Source organism: Synechococcus sp. TAK9802 (assembly GCF_014279535.1).
Lineage (GTDB): Bacteria > Cyanobacteriota > Cyanobacteriia > PCC-6307 > Cyanobiaceae > Parasynechococcus.
Genome location: NZ_CP047937.1, coordinates 1,579,231 through 1,596,663, shown reverse-complemented (window position 1 = coordinate 1,596,663; position 17,433 = coordinate 1,579,231). Strand labels below are relative to the sequence as shown.

Annotated in this window: 14 protein-coding genes; 6 read left to right on the top strand and 8 right to left on the bottom strand. The window is 62.4% G+C overall.

Annotated elements, in window-relative coordinates:
- The first annotated feature begins 132 nt into the window (after positions 1 to 132).
- From SynTAK9802_RS09240 to SynTAK9802_RS09225, 4 genes are read left to right on the top strand one after another with little or no spacing between them, the layout of a single operon-like run.
- A complete protein-coding gene (locus SynTAK9802_RS09240) occupies positions 133 to 1,251 on the top strand; it encodes a Re/Si-specific NAD(P)(+) transhydrogenase subunit alpha (RefSeq protein ID WP_255487742.1) in 1,119 nt (372 codons plus the stop codon).
- Positions 1,251 to 1,541, top strand: coding sequence for an NAD(P) transhydrogenase subunit alpha (locus SynTAK9802_RS09235; RefSeq protein ID WP_186495853.1), 291 nt, complete (start codon positions 1,251 to 1,253; stop codon positions 1,539 to 1,541). Before SynTAK9802_RS09240 ends, SynTAK9802_RS09235 begins: the two co-directional genes overlap by 1 nt.
- Complete coding sequence (locus tag SynTAK9802_RS09230; RefSeq protein ID WP_186495852.1) at positions 1,541 to 2,962, top strand: NAD(P)(+) transhydrogenase (Re/Si-specific) subunit beta; 1,422 nt, start codon at positions 1,541 to 1,543, stop codon at positions 2,960 to 2,962. Before SynTAK9802_RS09235 ends, SynTAK9802_RS09230 begins: the two co-directional genes overlap by 1 nt.
- Entirely contained in the window at positions 2,962 to 3,993 is a 1,032-nt protein-coding gene (locus SynTAK9802_RS09225; protein WP_186495851.1) for an alpha/beta fold hydrolase, read from the top strand. The genes SynTAK9802_RS09230 and SynTAK9802_RS09225 overlap by 1 nt, the downstream gene beginning before the upstream one ends.
- Positions 3,994 to 4,028: 35 nt before the next feature.
- On the opposite strand, the gene SynTAK9802_RS09220 is transcribed toward SynTAK9802_RS09225, so the two are convergent.
- The 3 genes from SynTAK9802_RS09220 to SynTAK9802_RS09210 form a co-directional block, all read right to left on the bottom strand.
- The gene (locus SynTAK9802_RS09220) at positions 4,029 to 5,174 is read right to left on the bottom strand and encodes a fatty acid desaturase (protein ID WP_186495850.1); all 1,146 of its coding nucleotides are present in this window, start codon (positions 5,172 to 5,174) and stop codon (positions 4,029 to 4,031) included.
- Positions 5,175 to 5,396: 222 nt separating this feature from the next.
- A complete protein-coding gene (locus SynTAK9802_RS09215; protein WP_186495849.1) occupies positions 5,397 to 5,759 on the bottom strand; it encodes a ferredoxin in 363 nt (120 codons plus the stop codon).
- 2 nt (positions 5,760 to 5,761) lie between these two features.
- Positions 5,762 to 7,009 carry a 1-deoxy-D-xylulose-5-phosphate reductoisomerase gene (locus tag SynTAK9802_RS09210; RefSeq protein ID WP_115081898.1) on the bottom strand — a complete coding sequence of 416 codons (1,248 nt, stop codon included), beginning with the start codon at positions 7,007 to 7,009 and terminating at the stop codon, positions 5,762 to 5,764.
- A 79-nt stretch (positions 7,010 to 7,088) separates the two neighbouring features.
- Here SynTAK9802_RS09210 and SynTAK9802_RS09205 point away from each other — a divergent pair, with 79 nt between their 5' ends.
- On the top strand, positions 7,089 to 8,408 hold the full coding sequence (locus SynTAK9802_RS09205) for a sodium-dependent transporter (protein ID WP_186495848.1): 1,320 nt from the start codon (positions 7,089 to 7,091) through the stop codon (positions 8,406 to 8,408).
- Positions 8,409 to 8,429: 21 nt separating this feature from the next.
- On the opposite strand, the gene SynTAK9802_RS09200 is transcribed toward SynTAK9802_RS09205, so the two are convergent.
- The 4 genes from SynTAK9802_RS09200 to SynTAK9802_RS09185 are packed head-to-tail and all read right to left on the bottom strand — an operon-like array spanning position 8,430 to position 14,372.
- Positions 8,430 to 8,657, bottom strand: a complete 228-nt coding sequence (locus tag SynTAK9802_RS09200) for a hypothetical protein (RefSeq protein WP_114988648.1) — start codon at positions 8,655 to 8,657, stop codon at positions 8,430 to 8,432.
- Positions 8,658 to 8,692: 35 nt separating this feature from the next.
- A complete protein-coding gene (cysS, locus tag SynTAK9802_RS09195) occupies positions 8,693 to 10,174 on the bottom strand; it encodes a cysteine--tRNA ligase (RefSeq protein WP_186495847.1) in 1,482 nt (493 codons plus the stop codon).
- 46 nt (positions 10,175 to 10,220) lie between these two features.
- Positions 10,221 to 13,181: a DNA polymerase I gene (gene polA, locus SynTAK9802_RS09190; protein WP_186495846.1), complete on the bottom strand. Its 2,961-nt coding sequence runs from the start codon at positions 13,179 to 13,181 to the stop codon at positions 10,221 to 10,223.
- 24 nt (positions 13,182 to 13,205) lie between these two features.
- A complete protein-coding gene (locus tag SynTAK9802_RS09185) occupies positions 13,206 to 14,372 on the bottom strand; it encodes an efflux RND transporter periplasmic adaptor subunit (protein ID WP_255487740.1) in 1,167 nt (388 codons plus the stop codon).
- 51 nt (positions 14,373 to 14,423) lie between these two features.
- Here SynTAK9802_RS09185 and ychF point away from each other — a divergent pair, with 51 nt between their 5' ends.
- Entirely contained in the window at positions 14,424 to 15,515 is a 1,092-nt protein-coding gene (gene ychF / locus SynTAK9802_RS09180) for a redox-regulated ATPase YchF (RefSeq protein WP_186495845.1), read from the top strand.
- 578 nt (positions 15,516 to 16,093) lie between these two features.
- Here the strand turns inward: ychF and SynTAK9802_RS09175 are convergent.
- The gene (locus SynTAK9802_RS09175) at positions 16,094 to 17,368 is read right to left on the bottom strand and encodes an MFS transporter (protein WP_255487909.1); all 1,275 of its coding nucleotides are present in this window, start codon (positions 17,366 to 17,368) and stop codon (positions 16,094 to 16,096) included.
- Between the last annotated feature and the right edge of the window lie 65 nt (positions 17,369 to 17,433).

The following is a 17,433-nucleotide window of genomic DNA, read 5'->3' as shown; positions in this document are numbered from 1 at the left end:
GATGCACTTCACGTAGCAAGAGCGACAGAACTGAGGGCCTTTCTTCAGGATGGTTCCCGATCGCGAGAGGGCGACCTCGTAACCTCGCTTGGGTCGGTGGTTGTGTTCGCCTTGCCCAGACTTCTGATACCGGTGGAGTCGACACCGGGAGAAACCCGGGTCGCGGCAACGCCGGACACGGTCAAAAAATTCATCTCATTGGGCTGCAGCGTCGCAGTTGAATGCGGAGCCGGTACCCCTTCCGGTTACCTCGATGAGGCCTACGCCGAGCAGGGCGCAGATCTCATCGAGACGGGAGACACATCAGCCTGGAGTCAGGCCGACGTTCTTCTTTGCGTTCAATCGCCGAGCGCAGCCACCCTGGCCCGCCTGCGCCAGGGAGCGCTGGTGGTGGGTCTGCTGTCCCCCTACGCCAACGAAGAGCTGACCGCCGCCCTGAAGCGCAGCGGCCTTTCAGCCATGGCGCTCGAGCTGTTGCCCCGGATCAGCCGGGCGCAGTCCGCCGATGCGCTGTCTTCCCAGGCCAACATCGCGGGCTACAAGTCGGTGCTGCTGGCCTCCGCCGCGCTGGACCGTTATTTCCCGATGCTGATGACGGCGGCGGGCACCGTTCAGCCGGCCAAGGTGGTGATTCTTGGAGCCGGTGTGGCCGGCCTTCAGGCCGTGGCCACGGCGCGCCGTCTGGGTGCTGTGGTGTACGTCAGTGACATCAGACCTGCGGTGAAGGAGCAGGTGGAATCCCTTGGCGCCCGCTTCATTGAGCCCCCCGAGATGGAGGACAAGCCTTCGGAATCCGGTGGCTATGCCAAACAGGCCTCCGATGCCTTCCTGGCGGCCCAGCGTCAGCAGCTGTCGGATCAGCTGGCGGAGGCCGACGTGGCCATCTGCACAGCCCAGGTGCCCGGCCGCCGCGCTCCGCGTTTGATCAGCGAAGACATGCTCGATCGGATGCGCCCCGGAGCGGTGGTGGTGGATCTGGCCGTGGCCCAGGGCGGCAACTGTGCCGACACCGTTCCTGGCAAGACCGTGGATCGCAAGGGTGTGAAGCTGATCGGTGGTAACGACCTGCCCTGCAGCGTTCCCAACCACGCCAGTGCGCTCTACGCCCGCAACCTCGTGGCTCTGCTGGAGCCCACCTTGAAGGACGGCGTCCTCAGCCTTGATCCCGAGGATGAACTGATCGCCGGCTGTCTGATCGCCCAGGACGGCACCATCCGTCGTGGCGATGTCCTTACCCCAGGTGCCAACTGATGTTATTCCTCTGGGTTCTCCTGCTTGGCAGCCTGCTTGGGCTGGAGCTGATCGGCAAGGTTCCCCCCACCCTGCACACTCCCTTGATGAGTGGTGCCAATGCCATCTCGGGCATCACCGTGTTGGCAGCACTCACCGCCATCATCAAAGCCGGCGACAACACCGTGCTGTTGCTGCTCGGTTCCGTCTCGCTGGGCTTTGCCCTGTTCAACGTGATCGGGGGCTTCCTCGTGACCGATCGCATGCTGGCCATGTTTAGCCGCAAGCCTGCTCGCAAGGAGAACCGCTGATGTCTGACTTTCTCAAATACGCGATCGAGCTAGTTGCAGTTCTGCTGCTGGCCCTCGGCATCAAAGGTCTCTCCAAGGTGCGTTCCGCCAGGGGCGCCAACCAGCTGGCCGCTGTGGCCATGGGCCTTGCGGTGCTGGGTCTGCTGATCAACTACCTCGGCACCAGCGGCATCAGCATCGCCGCTTGGACCTGGATCATCGCCGGAACGTTGGTGGGTGGTGTGCTCGGCGCCATCACCGCCCAGCGGGTGCCGATGACCTCGATGCCGGAGACGGTCGCCCTCTTCAACGGCTGCGGTGGCATGTCGTCACTGCTGGTGGCTCTGGCTGCTGCGCTTTACCCGGCGGCCCTCGATGCGGCAGGCCCTGTGGCCGTGGTGTCGATCGTTGTCTCCGTGTTCGTGGGTGCGATCACCTTCACCGGCTCGATCGTGGCCATGGCCAAGCTGCAGGGTTGGCTGTCCACGCCGGCTTGGATGCAGAGCAAGGCGCGCCACGCCGTGAACATTGCGCTGGCGGTGGCATCCCTTGTGGGTGCCGTTGAGATGCTGCGCAACGCTGATTCGATCACGGGCCTCTGGCTGCTGGTGGTGGCCTCCGGCCTGCTGGGAATCGGGGTGACGCTGCCGATCGGCGGCGCCGACATGCCCGTGGTGATCTCCCTGCTGAACAGCTATTCCGGTGTGGCTGCCGCTGCTGCCGGTTTCGTGGTGGGCAGCCAGTTGCTGATCGTGGCCGGCGCCATGGTTGGTGCTGCTGGCCTGATCCTCACCCAGGTGATGTGCAACGGCATGAACCGTTCCCTGGTGTCTGTGTTGTTCGGTGGCGCCCTGGGTGCAACGACCGCTGCAGGCGGTGGCGGTGGTCAATACACCAACATCACCAGCTGCAGTGTTGAGGAGTGCGCTCTCACCCTTGAGGCCGCTGAACGGGTGGTGATTGTTCCGGGCTATGGCTTGGCCGTGGCTCAGGCGCAACACACGCTCAGGGAAGTGACGCGGGTGCTGGAGAGCGCTGGTATCGATGTGGCCTATGCCATTCACCCGGTGGCCGGTCGTATGCCGGGTCACATGAACGTGCTCCTGGCTGAGGCCGATGTGCCCTACGAGCAGCTCCAGGAGATGGATCAGATCAATCCCGAGTTCCCCGCCACCGACGTGGTGTTGGTGCTGGGTGCCAATGATGTGGTCAATCCCCAGGCCAAGAACGACCCCAATTCGCCGCTCTACGGCATGCCCGTTCTGGATGTGCAGGACGCCCGCACGGTGTTCGTGGTGAAACGGGGCATGAGCGCTGGCTACTCCGGCATCAAGAACGATCTGTTCGAGCTGGCCAACACCTCGATGCTGTTCGGCGATGCCAAGAAGGTGCTCGGCGATCTCCTGGTGGAACTCAAGGATCTGGGACTGGGCAAGAAGTGATGGCCTGCGGCGTGGACAACCCCCAGCTGCGGGAGCGGCTGGGGGTTCCGTCGTTTGAGCAGCGCTGGCCCTGGATTGGCGGTGACCTGCAAACCCTGCGCGACACCCTGCGCGAGGTGGATCTCCCCCACGATCAAGGGGTTCCGATTGAAATTCCCGTGCCAGCCCTCCCCAGTGGAGCGGCGGCTGCCGGGTCGTTGCTGGCCCTGCTCGATCTGCCGGAAGGGGACCCCAAGGGCTTGGTTTTGCTGCTCCATGGGCTGGGTGGATCCAGTTCCCGGGAAGGCCTGAGGCGGATGGGTGTGGCGCTCCAGGCCGCCGGTTTTGCAGTGCTGCGCCTCAACCTGCGAGGTGCTGATCCAGGCCGCCACCTTGCGGGTGGCACCTATGCAGCACGCTGCAACAGCGATCTGCTGCCGGTGATTGCTCGGGCCCGAAGCTTGGCGGGGGGTCGCCCACTGCTGGGGGCAGGCATCTCCCTGGGCGGCACGATGCTGCTCAATGCCGCTCTGGCTTCCCCCGGTGTGCTTGATGGCCTCTTCTGTGCCAGCAGTCCACTGGATCTGGCGGCCTGCAGCGCCTCGATCGAGCGACCGCGCAATCGGGTCTACCAACGCTGGCTGCTCAATCGGTTGGTGCGTCAGACCCTGGCAGATCCCTTTGGGGTGAGCGCCGACGAGGAAGCCAAGCTGCAGGCGACGCCCCCACGTTCGATTCGTGAGTTCGACAGTGCCGTGACGGCTCCCCGCTGGGGGTTTGCTGATGTGGAGGCCTACTACCGCGAGGCTTCACCCCTGCAGCATCTGGTGCCCGCCTGTAGAGCGATGCCGCCCACCTTGCTGCTGCAGGCCCTGGATGATCCTTGGGTTCCTGCTTCCTCTGCAATGGATCTCGCAGAGGCGCTGCCTCCGGAGGCTGCGATTCGCACCTTGTTCACGCCACGGGGAGGGCACAACGGCTTCCATGGCCGCGACGGATGTTGGGGCGACCAGCTGGCGGCGTCCTGGCTCAGGGACGTTGTTGCTGGTTAAGCCGTGATCCCCACATGTTGTGGGGCCCTATCGCTTCAGTAGTAGAAGGCCCGATCGCTTTGGTTCTGGTACACAGCGCCACCACAGCGGGTGGCAATCCTCCACAGCGCTTTGTGGATTGGTGTTGAGTCGTAGCGCACCAGCTCAGGAAACCTCTGCCTCAGCAGTTGAGTTCCACGCCAGGCGTTGTAGTGCGGAATCGATGAATTCACGTGATGGCACACGTGGGTTGAGCCGATTCCATGGTGCAGCAGGTTGAGGATGGGCCCGTAGGGACGATCAACCGTTTGCAGGGCTCCCTTCGACCACGTCCAGGTTTCGATGGAGAAGTGAGGGATATCGGTGTTGGTGTGCTGCAGCCAGGTGTAGGTGGTCAGCCACATGTTGATCACCAGGTAGGGCAGGCCGTAGACGCACAGCACACGGAGCAGGGAAAACTGCACGGAGGCGATGAGCAACAGGGCAACCATGGCGAGCAATCCCAGGTTGGATCGCAGCATCCACTTGCCGAAGGACTGAGGGAAAAGACGGCGTTTGCCGTTGAAATTGTGCTTGCGATTCCAGAAATGAGAGGTGGGGGAGTCGTAGTCCTCGCCGCCGGTGGCGCCCAGGAAGAGATAAAGCTGCCAGCCAATCACGAGGTGATTGAACAGAGAAATGATCCCGAAGACGGTGGGATTCAACCTCTGCTTGAGCTGTTCGGTGGTTCGTCCCATCGGTGACGTTGCCCGCGGCGGAACATGGGTTTCTCCCTGTTCCAGGTGATTGCAGTGGGCGTGGTGCACCGCATGGCTGTGGGCCCAGCTGTAATACGGCACCAGCAAAATGCTGTGCAGAACAAAGCCCACAACGGCTTCAATCCGGCGGTTGGGGTGGAAGGCGTGATGGCCGCATTCATGGGCGATCACCCAGCAGCCCATCGCGATGGTGCCGGTGATCACGCCGTAGAGGAGCCAGAGGGGGGTGGCGGCTGCCGAGAGCGGGAGAAGGGTTCCCAGGCCGACGGCCAGAAGCGAAAGCCCAGCAGACATGGCCAGGCTCGCCCAGGACTTCGCTGGGCTCAGCTTGGAGAGCTCTGCTGGCAAGGCGCTGAGTAGCTCAGCTTTGCTCGGGTAGAGGATTGATTCAGCGCTGTCTTCAGGGGCTGGATTTGCGGGTCGGGTCGCAGTTGCAAATGCCAAATGGAAGCCTCAAGACAAGCGCTCATCTGTTGGCGCTTAAGGTTTTCATCATAATTGCCTGGGCTGCGACCTGTGGGCGCATGGTGCTCAAGAGCTCAATAGCAATTGTTCGGATTTCGTTGTTTGGAATTCCGGCTGGATTTCAAGTTCCTTTTGCTCAGAGTTCCTTCTCTTGGGTGCAAATTGAGCCTTTCGCTCATGCTTTGCTGAGTTTATCTGGAATCAAATTTCGCCGGAATTGGCGCCAGTGGTGGCCTCGAATGGCGTTCTTTTGAGAATCCATTCTTCAACGGGTTGTTGGCCGATGATGTGTTGTTCGATGATTCTTCTGACGCGATCAGGCGAAACGTCGGCGTACCAAATTCCGTCTGGCCAGACCAGAAGAATCGGCCCTCGTTCACACACCCTGAGGCAATCGGCTTTGCTGCGCAGAACAATTCCCTCCGGGCGTTCCGTGTTTTCGAGATTCAGTTCGCGAACAACGCTCTTCAGTTCATTCCAGGTTTGTGCTCCAAGCGCTGAATCGCAGCATTTGGCTTTGGTGGCGGTTGCACAGAGCAGGAGGTGATGGCTGACCCGTTGCATGCCTAAGCGGCGAGCGCTCCCATGGGCAAACGGGTCACCCCGCGATTCACCTGTTCCCGCACGGCGGTTCGCGCCCACTGATCCACCCGCAGCACGTCGTCCAACTGGGGCTGGGCCATCAGATCGGGTTTATGACGCTCGCAGGCGGCCTCGATCACGGCTGGGATGTCGAGGAAGTGAATCTTCTCCTCGAGGAACTGCGCCACGGCTTCCTCGTTGGCAGCATTCATCACCGCAGGCATGGTGCCGCCGGCGCGTCCGGCGGCGTAGGCCAGCTCCATGCAGGGGTACTTGGCGGGATCGGGGGCTCGGAAACTGAGCTGACCCACTTCCGTGAGATCCAGTCGCCGCCATGGCGTCTCCAGGCGAGAGGGCCAGCTGAGGCAGTAGAGGATCGGCAGCTTCATGTCGGGCCAGCCCAGTTGGGCCAGCACGGAGGAATCCGCCAGTTCGATCATCGAATGGATGATGCTCTGCGGATGGATCACGATCTCGATGTGGTCGTAATCCAGGCCGAACAGGTAATGGGCTTCGATCACCTCCAGCCCCTTGTTCATCAAGGAGGCGGAATCCACAGTGATCTTGCGGCCCATGCTCCAGTTGGGGTGACTGGTGGCATCGGCCACGGTGGCCTTTTCAAGGTCGGCGGCCGTCCAGTCGCGGAAGGCGCCGCCGGAGGCTGTGAGCTGAATCCGGCGCAGCCCCGGTGTGGGCACGCCGGTGGAGAGGCGTGCGTTTTCAGCCCAGGGGGTTCCCTGCAGGCACTGGAAAATTGCTGAGTGCTCCGAATCCGCCGGCAGCAGACGGCTGCCGCTCTTCTTCAGCTCCGGCAACACCACGGGGCCGGCTGCAATCAGCGTTTCCTTGTTCGCCAGAGCCAGGTCTTTGCCGGCGCGGATCGCCGCCAGGGTCGGCAACAGACCGGCGCAACCAACAATGCCCGTCACCACCAGGTCGGCGCTGTCCCACGCGGCAGCAACGTTGAGACCATCAGCACCTCCCACCAGCTGGGGTGCATCAGCGCCTGTGACGCCGGCGTCCTGCAGACGCTCCTGCAGTTCGGGCAGGAGATCGGCATCGGCCAGGGCCACCACCTCAGGGCGATGCCGCTGAACTTGGTCAACCAAAAGCTTCAGGTTGCGGCCGGCCGTTAGGGCCACAACGCGGAACTGCTCTGGAAACTCCTCAGCGATCTGGAGGGTCTGGGTGCCGATCGAACCGGTGGATCCCAGCACGCTGATGGCTTTCATGCTGTTCCGGCAGTTGCAACAAGTCTCCCACCAGGACCGTTGAACGCTGGCAAGCTGGCGGACAGCTTGTGGAGAGCGCATGGCCAAGGAACAGTGGCGATCGGGCCTGGGGTTTGTCCTGGCGGCTGCGGGCAGTGCCGTGGGTCTGGGCAATCTCTGGGGCTTTGCCTACCGCGCCTCCCAGGGAGGTGGCGGCGCCTTCCTGCTGCTCTACGTGGTGATTGTGCTGTTGGTCTGCCTGCCGGTGCTGGTGGCCGAAATGGTGCTGGGGCGCAGCACCGGCCAAAGCCCCCTGCTCGCGCCAGTGGCGGCCGCCGGTCGCCGTTGGCAGCCGATGGGTTGGCTGTTCGTGCTGGCGGCCAGTGGAATCCTGGCCTTCTATGCCGTGTTGATGGGCTGGACCGGGGCCACCCTGGTGCAGACCCTCACCCAGGGGCTCCCGGCGGATATCGCTTCAGCGGAAGCCTTTTTCGCCGGCCTCAGTGGCGGCCGCTCCGCCTTGATCGGCCAGCTGCTCAGCCTGGTGGCGACTGCTGCTGTGGTGGCGGCCGGGGTGCGCGGAGGCATTGAGCGGTTGTCCCGATGGGGGCTGCCGCTGTTGTTTGTGCTGCTGATTGGCCTTGCGGTATGGGCCGCTGGTCTTGATGGGGCCTCGGAGGGCTATCGCACCTTCCTGCTCCGCTGGGACAACAGCCAGCTGCAGGACCCCACCACGATTCGCAATGCCTTCACACAGGCCTTCTTCTCGATTGGCACGGGCATCGGCTGCATCCTGGCCTACTCGGCTTATCTGAGCCGGCGCGCCCACCTGCCGCGGGAAGCCGTGGCGGTGGTGGGGATGGACACCGCTGTGGGCTTGCTGGCCGGCATGGTCACCTTCCCCGTGGTGATGAGCTTTGGCCTCCAGGATGTGATCAGTGGCTCCACCCTGGGCACGATCTTCATCGCGCTGCCCACGGGCCTGGGCTCGCTGGGCGCCACAGGTCAGCTGGTGGCGGTGCTCTTTTTTGCTCTGGCCCTGATTGCAGCGATCACCTCAGCGGTGTCGCTGTTGGAGGTGCCGGTGGCCTGTTTGATCGATCGCCTGGGGTGGAGCCGTTCCCGGGCCGTCTGGGTGTCCGCGGCGTTGATCTTTGTGGCCGGTCTTCCAGCGGCCACCTCCATGGAGGTTCTCGGCTGGATGGATTCGGTGTTCGGAGGCCTGCTGCTGATTCTGGGGGGCTTGCTCCTGGCCCTGTTGCTGGGTTGGGTGCTTCCCGCCCGTTTTCAAGAGGAGCTAAGCCATTCGGGGAGCCCGATCTGGCTGCAGCGCTTTCTCCTGGTGATGCTGCGCTGGATTTCGCCGCCGGTGATCGCCGTTGGTCTGGTGATCAGCGTGGTTGATCTGATCCCCAGCTGAGGGGATTCACCTGGCGGGTGCCTACGGCTGATCCGAGGAATTGAGCATGGATTCCATCTTGCGGATCCTCTGCAGCATCTTGTCCCACACCTCTGCTTTCCAGGCTTGCTCCGCGTCGCCAGTGGACGCGGCCAATTGCTTCTGAGCCGCGAGCTTCGCCTCAAGATCCTCGCCGGCATCGAGGGCCTTCATCAGCTCCATCTCGAGCTTGGCGGTTTCCATGAAGTTCAGCTTCTTCAGCCAGAGCATGGGGAGCAACAGGATCGGGGTTCAGTTTGCCGGGATCAGGCGCGGATCCACTCCGTCACTCCGCCGGGTTTGTCGATCAGCTCCACCCCTTGGGCAGCGAGCTCATCCCGGATCCGGTCGGCCTCCGCGTAATCCTTGGCTGCTTTCGCTGCCTTGCGCGCCGCAATGGCTGCATCAATGGCGCCGTCGTCGAGACTGGTGGCGGCTTCCGCTTCCGAGCGCAGTCCCAGTACCGCCGCCAGGTGTCGCAGCAGCTGCCAACGCCCCTCCAGATCCTTCAACTCCGGCTCAGGCAGGGCGGCGTCTTCCCCCCGTTCCAGCCGGTTGGCGAGGGCCCGCAGGGGCTTGGCCAGATCGAACAGCACGGCCAGTCCGCCCGAGCTGTTCAGGTCATCGTCCATGGCTTTGATGAAGCGTTGTTCGAACTCCACCAGAGCGGTGTCGGCTGGACCTCCGTTGGCGGTCATGGCGCCCTCTGTCAGCGGTGCGGCGATGCTCCAGCCAAGGCTCTCGCCGTGGCGATCGCCAAGGCTCAGGGCCGCATTCAGACCCTTCCAGCCGGTGGCTGCGGCCTCAAGGGACTCGGCGGTGAAATCAAGCGGTTTGCGGTAGTGCGCCTGCAGCACAAACAGGCGAAGGGTCATCGGCGAGATTCCACTGTCCAGCAAGGCGCGGATGGTGGTGAAGTTGCCGAGCGACTTGGACATCTTGGTGCCACCGACATTGACCATGCCGTTGTGCATCCATAGCTTCGCCAGGGTTGTGCCGTTGGCGGTTTCCGATTGAGCAATCTCGTTTTCGTGGTGCGGGAACACCAGATCTCCGCCACCGAGGTGAATGTCAATGGTTTGCCCCAGTTCCTGGCGCACCATCGCTGAGCATTCGATGTGCCAGCCCGGGCGGCCTGGCCCCCAGGGGGATTCCCAGCTGGGTTCTCCGGCTTTGGCCCCCTTCCACAGGGCGAAATCAAAGGGATGACGCTTGCGGCTTTCCTCTCCATCAGCGGTTCGACCGCTGGCTCCTTGCTGCTGGTCGTTGGGGTCGCGGCCGCTGAGCTTGCCGTAGTTCTTGGCCTTCGAAATGTCGAAGTAGACATCACCGTCTGAGCTGTAGGCGGCTCCTTTGGATTCCAGTTCGCTGATCAGTGTCTGGATGCCTTCGATGCAGCCGGTGGCCCGAGGCATTCGGTCGGCCGGCAGAATATTTAGACGCCCCATGTCGACCTCGAACGCTTCGATATTGCGTTCGCTCACCGCCTGCATCGTGACGCCCTCCTCATTGGCGCGGTTGAGGATCTTGTCGTCGATGTCGGTGTAGTTCTGGACGTAGGTGACGTCGTACCCGCGCCAGATCAGATAACGGCGCAGAACATCCCAGTTGATGTAGCTGCGGGCATGGCCCAGGTGGCAGAGGTCGTAGACCGTCACGCCGCAGCAATAAATGCTGGCTTTGCCCGCGGTGAGGGGCTCGAACGCTTCGGTGCGGCTGGTGAGGCTGTTGGTGAAGCGCAGGGACACAGCTGATCAGGAGCTCAGGATGAGGCTACGGCCTGTTCGGCTGCGCTTATTTCGCCTCCATCCAGTTCGCGCCGACGCCGGTCTCCACCACCAAGGGAATACTCAGTTCAACGGCCTGTTCCATGGTCCGCACCACCAGCTCTCGGATGGCGTCCAGGGCGTCCGGTGCCACCTCGAGCACCAGTTCGTCGTGCACCTGCAGCAGCAGCTGGGCCGGTAGGCCCTGACGCTGCAGGGCGTCTTGCAGCTGAACCATCGCCACTTTGATGATGTCGGCACTCGAACCCTGAATCGGGGCGTTGGCCGCCGCCCGCAGTTGCTGCGCCTCCATGCCACCGCGGCGGGCCACATCCAGGTCGATCTCCAGAGGGTCCTTGCCCAGCAGCCGCCCCAGGCCGTTGCGATCGAAGTGGAACGGCCGCCGGCGGCCGAGAATCGTTTCCACGTAACCGCGGCTGAGGGCGAGCCGCTCCTGCAGCTCGAGGAAGGCGAACACCTTCGGGTAGCGCTGCTTGTACTTGGCCAGGAACTCCTTGGCTTCGCTCTGGCTCACGCCGGTTTCCCGGGCGAAGCGCTGGGCTCCCATGCCGTAGATCACACCGAAGTTGATCGTTTTGCCGAGCCGACGCTCGTCCGGGCTGACCTCGTCCTTGTCCAGCAGCAGCCTGGCGGTCAGCGCGTGCACGTCGTCGCCGCTGCGGTAGGCCTCCTGCAGCACCTCTTCTCCCGAGAGGTGGGCGAGGATGCGCAGCTCGATCTGGGAGTAATCAGCGCTGAGCAGGGTCCAGCCCTCCTGCGGCAGGAAGGCCTTGCGGATCCGCCGGCTGTACTCGGTGCGCACCGGAATGTTCTGCAGGTTGGGGTTGCTGCTGCTCAGCCGCCCCGTTGCCGTCACCGCCTGGTTGAAATCGGTGTGGACCCGCCCGGTTTCCGCTTCCACCAGCTGCGGCAAGGCGTCGATGTATGTGCTCTTGAGCTTGCTGAGCACCCGGTGCTCCAGCACCAGAGGCACCACCGCGTGGTCGTTGCCGAGTTTCTCCAGCACGGTGGCGTCGGTGCTGAAGCCGGTTTTGGTACGCCGGGATTTCTTGCGATCCAGGCCAAGGGTGTCGAACAGCAGCTCCCCCAGCTGCTTGGGTGAGGCCAGGTTGAAGTCCACTCCAGCGGCTGCTTTGGCGTCGGATTCCAGCTGCTGCAGGGTGGAGCCCATCTCCTTGGAAAGGCCCTGGAGATAGGGAACATCAATGCGGATTCCGGTGGATTCCATCCGGGCCAGCACCGGTTCCAGCGGTTGCTCCACCTGCTCCAGCAATGGCAACAACTGCGGCCCCATGGCTTCCAGCTGACGTCGTAGCAGCAGGGCGAGGCGGTGGGTGACGTGCACGTCCATGCCGCAGTACAGGCTGGCGGGCTCCAGCGGCACATCGGCGAAGGTTTGCTTCTTGCCCACCAGATCGGTGAAGGCGGTGGGCTGGAAGCCGAACTCCCGTTCGGCCATCAGCTCCAGACCATGTTTGGCCGCGGCATCCCGCAGGTAATCGGCCAGCAGTGTGTCGATCACGACGCCCTCCAGGGCAACGCCATGCCGCAACAGGATCAAGCGGTCGTATTTGGCGTTCTGCAGAGCCTTGGGGTGGTTGCTGCTGGCCAGCCAGGGGGCGAGGGCGGTGAGCACGGTTTCCAAGGGCAGCTGCTCCGGGCTGCTGTCTTCGCTGCCTTTGTGGCCCAGCGGGATGTAGGCGAGTGCGTCCAGGGCCTCTCCCCAGCAGATACCGATGCCCACGAGTTCGGCGCGGAACGGGTTGAGGTCGGTGGTCTCGGTGTCGAAGGCCACAGGCAGGCTGCTGTCGGTGCAGGCCATCAGCCTTTGCACCAGGGCATCCAGGGCCGTTTCTGTCTGGATCAGCTGCGGCTTCAGGGCCGGCAGCCCCACGTCGTCTTGGGTTGTCGGTTCGGTTGCGTCCTCTGCAGCTGCTGGTTCTGTGGTGGCTGAGCGGCGGGGGGTCTTGGCTGCAGCGGCCTCCGCATTGGCCCCGTAGCCCCCTTCGGAGAAGGCCGCCACGAAGCCGCCCACCTGGCGCAGCAGGCTGTGGAGCTCGAGGTCTTCCAGGCAGCTGCTCAGGCCGTCGGCATCCACTGACGACAACGGCAGGCTGGGTTCCTTGGGCAGGGGAACATCCACGAGAATCTCGGCCAGCTTGCGCGACAGGTAGGCGTTGTCGCGGTCGGCGCGCAGCTTTCCTTTCAGAGCTCCTTTGATGGCGCCCCGGCTTGCTTTCGGCCCTTCGGCTTCCACTTGCTCGAGGGTGGCGTACACCGCATCGAGGTCGCTGTTGTCCTTCAGCAGGTTGATGGCTGTTTTCGGGCCAACACCACGCACGCCGGGGATGTTGTCGGAGCTGTCCCCGGTGAGGGCCTTGAGCTCCACCACCTTGTCGGGCATCACGCCGAGCTTGCCGAGCACCCCTTCTTCGCGGATCAGTGTTGGGCCACTGCTTTTGGCGTAGGGGCCGCCACCCATGTAGAGCACCGCGATGTCCCGGCTGTCATCCACCAGCTGGAACAGGTCGCGGTCTCCCGAGAGGATCCGCACGCCCCATCCGGAGTCGGCCGCTCGGTTCGCCAGGGTTCCCAGCACATCGTCGGCTTCGTAGCCCGGTGCCATGCAGAGGGGGAGCTGCAGGTGCGTTTCGAGGATCTGCTGCAGCTGTTCGAGGTCCTGGAAGAACACCTCAGGGGCCACATCCCGGTGGGCCTTGTAGTTGGCGTCCGCCTTGTGGCGGAAGGTGGGCTCGGCTGTGTCGAAGGCGATGGCAACGCCCTCTGGCTTCAGGGTTTTGCTGTTGTCCAGCAGGGCTTTGAGAAAGCCATAGGTCACGCTGGTGGGCCGGCCGTCTTTGGTGGCCAGACCGCCTTCCCCCCCCTTGCTGAAGGCGTAGAAGCTGCGGAATGCCAGGGAATGGCCATCCACAAGCAGCAGAAGGGGCTTGGCGGTGGCCTCGGGCATGACGGTGTTGAAAGGGTGTGTGGATCAATCGCGGCGATCGGCCCATGGGGGCAGATCGATGAACACGCGGGTTCCTGATTCGAGACCGTTCAGGATCGCAGTCTTGTCGCCGCTGCTGTTGCCCAGTTCCACCGGCTGAAAACGTGGTTGCTGGCTTTCATCCACCAGCAACACACCCTGTTGGCCGTCTTCAAGGGTGATCGCCACGGTGGGTACCAGGATTTCGGGCGCACTGCGCCCGGTTTGGAAATTGATGTCGGCGGTCATGCCGATCTTCAGTTTCTTCTGCGGGTTAACGAAGTTCAGCTTCACTTCAAAGGAGGTGACGCTGTTTTCTTTCGCGGCGCGGGGGGCAACCTCACTCACCGTTGCCTGGAAGCGCTCATCGGGATAGGCATCCACCCGGATCTCGGCGGTTTGGCCGGGCTGGATGCGGCCGATGTCGCTTTCCGGAACCCGGGCCCTCACCTCCAAGCCTTGCGAGAGCTCAACGATCGAGGCGCTGGTGGCACCGGCTGTGGCCGAGGCGGCTGTGGTGGGGGTCACAAACGACCCCGGTTCGGCGTAGCGCGCTGTGATCGTTCCTGAGAAGGGGGCGCGGATCGTCTTTTCTCGACTCTCCTGTTCCAACTGCTCCACCCGTTCCCTGGCTGCCACCAGACCCGCCTGCCTGGCCAGCATCTCGAAGCGCGCATCGCTGAAGTCGTTAGCGCTGAGCGCGCCGCTGGCATACAGCTGGCTGCGACGTTCGAAGTCCTCCCTCTTGTTCTGATAGTTGGCGTCGGCCTGACGCAGCAGAGCCTGCTTCTCCTGAAGCCGATCATCGAGATCGCCGCGATCCATCACCGCCAGCACCTGCTCGTTCTCCACCACATCCCCTTCATCCACCATCAGCTCCGCCAGCAGACCCGGCTGGCGCGGACTCACGTTCACCTTCTGCTGGGCCTGCAGTTCCCCGCTGGCGCTGATCACTCCAGAGAGCACGCCGCGTTCAGCTGTGGTGGTGAAGGGCGTCAGATCCCGTTGACGGTTGCTCCAAGGAACGAAACGCAGCAGCAGCCCACCCCCGCCCAAGGCCAGCAGCAGCACTCCCACCATTGCGGTTTTGCGCCGTCTGGATCGTGCTTTTGCCACTGAGGCCAGCTCTGTTTCAGGCGATGGGGACGCAGGGGAGCGCAAGGACTGCAGCATGGGCCCACAAAACTTCACAACAGTCTCGCCGCTGGCCGGTAGATTCCGCCGATGCTCAAAGCCGGAATTGTCGGATTGCCCAACGTGGGCAAGTCCACCTTGTTCAATGCGTTGGTCGCCAACGCTCAGGCGCAGGCTGCCAATTTTCCGTTCTGCACGATCGAGCCCAACGTCGGCACCGTGGCGGTGCCCGATGAGCGACTGGACCGGCTCACAGAACTGAGCAAAAGCCAGGACACCATTCCGACCCGGATGGAGTTTGTCGACATTGCTGGTCTGGTGAAAGGCGCCAGCCAGGGCGAAGGTCTGGGCAACAAGTTTCTGGCCAACATCCGTGAGGTGGACGCGATTGTTCACGTGATCCGCTGCTTCGAGGACGATGACGTCATTCACGTTTCAGGGTCAGTTGGTCCCTCCCGGGATGCGGAGGTGATCAATCTTGAGCTGGGTCTGGCGGATCTGGCTCAGATTGAGAAGCGCCGGGAGCGTCTCAAGAAGCAGATGCGCACCAGCAAAGAAGCGCAGGTGGAAGACTCTGCTCTTGAACGGATTCAGGCGGTGCTCGAGAACGGTGGTGCGGCTCGCAGCGTCGAGCTGAACGAGGAAGAAGCGGCGATGATCAAGCCCTTGGGGTTGTTGACCGCCAAGCCGATCATCTACGCCACCAATGTGAGTGAAGACGACCTGGCTGAGGGCAATGCCTTCTGCAGCGAGGTGGTTGAACTGGCCGCCAAGGAAGGTGCCGAAACGGTGCGGATCTCTGCCCAGGTGGAAGCGGAGCTGGTGGAACTGGGAGATGAGGAAACCGCGGACTATCTGGAAGGTCTCGGGGTAACGGAAGGTGGACTGCAAAGCCTGATTCGGGCCACCTATCGATTGCTCGGGCTGCGCACCTACTTCACCACCGGTGAAAAGGAAACAAGGGCCTGGACGTTCAAAGCCGGGATGACAGCTCCGCAGGCTGCAGGTGTGATTCACACCGATTTCGAGCGGGGCTTCATCCGCGCTCAGACCATCGGTTGGGAGAAGCTGCTGGAGGCCGGCTCACTGGCAGAAGCCCGCAATAAAGGCTGGCTGCGCAGTGAAGGAAAGGATTATGTGGTGGATGAAGGCGATGTGATGGAATTTCTGTTCAACGTTTAGTCAAAGCATTTGATTACCTAGATATTCCCTCTAGCGCTCTTTGACTTTTCAAGAGTGCTTGATTGGGGAAATATTTGTGATCTCTAGTTGGTTCGCCTAGAGCAATCCCGTAATGCACTTGTATTCCTTGAGGAACTTGCTCAACTTTCCACCCTTCATGATCTCACTTCCAATTTTCTCGCATTGATTCAGGGATTCAACTGGAATGAGTTCGATCTCCTGGGTGATTGTGCTTAGAACCAGGTAAGCCGCTTTCTTGCGCTCTCTGTGAGCCACCAGTGCCCGTCCATCGTGCTAAGTGGCACTGGCAGGCGGAGAAAATATGACGGTGAGCAGTATTGCAGTGAACCATTTCATTGAGCGATCTGATCTTGCTTTTGCGGTGTTGTGGTCAACACGGTTTGACTGCTGATCAATTCTTTGTACGTCCATAGAGCATGAACATCTGTTCTCTGGTTGAGATCAATTGGTGGAGCAAAAAGAGGAGTCAGGTCTTCTTCAGTATTTATCGTCAGCATCTAACTGAGAGATGGCTTTCTCTTGGTCCTCGGATGATCTTCATCCTCTGCCGTCAGCTCTCAACGATGTTCTTGACCTGAACTGCCTGCCAGAGCATCAAAGCGTTGTTGTTCTGGCGGGGCGATGTCCTGGCCTGTTTCTGTCACCCCGTAGCGCGGCTTGAGGCTGCGCAGGGTAAGGAGCACGACCAGGCAGGCCCCACCCATCAGCAGCCAGAGCAGCAGGCCGTTGTTTTGAAGGTCCAGCAGGGCTCCACCAGCGAGGGGGGCCACAATGGCGCTGATGGCGAAGCACTGGGAAAACAGCGCCATCGCCAAACCACGGTGTTCTGGTGGTGTTTCTTCAATGACGGCTTCTGTGGCCGTGGGCAGGAAAGCGGCCTGGGCGAAGGCCATTGGCAGCAGGGCTGCAAGCACCAGGATCGTTCCGTTCTCGAACAAGGAGGACAGGGCAATCAGGCTGCAGCCAAGGCTGAATCCCGCCAGGCTCAAGCAGAGGCCGAAGGCAACGCTGCGCTCCGCTAGCCATCGGCCCACCGGCCACTGCAGGCTCACCAGCAAGGTCAACTGAAGGGCGATCAGGGCACTGCTGTGGCTTTCGCTCAGGGCCGGTCGCACCAGCCCGCCGCGCACCAGATCGAGGGGAAGCGCACTTTGTTGAAGGGCCAGGATCCCGGTGGCCACCACACTGATCAGCAGCACCGGCAGCAGGGGAAGCAACCAGGGCAGTCGGGTTGTTGGCCGTGGCCGTTGACCAACAGGCGCTGGGCTGTTGCTGCTGAGGTTGCGGTAGGGCGGACCGTCCTGGAGCGGAACAAGGCTGATCAGCACCAACACAGCGCCCATGCACACCGCTTCAACGATGTAAACCGTCCGCAGGATTCCAAGGGCGGCGGCAGCGGTTCCGATCAGCGTCCCGATGCCGATGCCGAGGGCATCGGCACTGCGCACCAGGGCGTAGCCCCGCCCGGAGGGAAGGTTGCCGCAACTGAGGGGAACGGCCAATTCGATGGCAGGCCAGTACAGACCCGCCGCACAGCCAAGCAGCAGCTGTCCGAGCAGGTAGCTGTTGTAGTTGTCAGCCTGCAGCAGGATCAGATCAGCTGCAATGGCCAACAGGGTTGTGCCCCTCACCGGCCAGGAGCAGCGGATGCCTCGATCAAGCAGTGCACCGCTCAGCAGGCGCACCACCGTGCCGATCAGGGCAGAGACGGCCAGGCCGCTTCCCACTTCACGCGCTGAGAAGTCGATGGCATGAAAGATCAGCGGCGTCATGAACATCACCCCGCCGGCACCGATGGACGCCAGGAACCGCAGTCGGGTGACATTTCTCAGGGGTGATGGAAACTGGTTCCACCACCGCAGAGGGTCAGGCGTTGCTGCGCGGACGCTTAACAGGA

Coding starts and splice junctions, on each gene's coding strand:
- SynTAK9802_RS09225 (WP_186495851.1), top strand. CDS start 2,962: ATGGCCTGCGGCGTGGACAACCCCCAGCTGCGGGAGCGGCTGGGGGTT.
- SynTAK9802_RS09230 (WP_186495852.1), top strand. CDS start 1,541: ATGTCTGACTTTCTCAAATACGCGATCGAGCTAGTTGCAGTTCTGCTG.
- ychF (WP_186495845.1), top strand. CDS start 14,424: ATGCTCAAAGCCGGAATTGTCGGATTGCCCAACGTGGGCAAGTCCACC.
- SynTAK9802_RS09210 (WP_115081898.1), bottom strand. CDS start 7,009: ATGAAAGCCATCAGCGTGCTGGGATCCACCGGTTCGATCGGCACCCAG.
- SynTAK9802_RS09185 (WP_255487740.1), bottom strand. CDS start 14,372: ATGCTGCAGTCCTTGCGCTCCCCTGCGTCCCCATCGCCTGAAACAGAG.
- SynTAK9802_RS09235 (WP_186495853.1), top strand. CDS start 1,251: ATGTTATTCCTCTGGGTTCTCCTGCTTGGCAGCCTGCTTGGGCTGGAG.
- polA (WP_186495846.1), bottom strand. CDS start 13,181: ATGCCCGAGGCCACCGCCAAGCCCCTTCTGCTGCTTGTGGATGGCCAT.
- SynTAK9802_RS09200 (WP_114988648.1), bottom strand. CDS start 8,657: ATGCTCTGGCTGAAGAAGCTGAACTTCATGGAAACCGCCAAGCTCGAG.
- SynTAK9802_RS09205 (WP_186495848.1), top strand. CDS start 7,089: ATGGCCAAGGAACAGTGGCGATCGGGCCTGGGGTTTGTCCTGGCGGCT.
- SynTAK9802_RS09215 (WP_186495849.1), bottom strand. CDS start 5,759: ATGCAACGGGTCAGCCATCACCTCCTGCTCTGTGCAACCGCCACCAAA.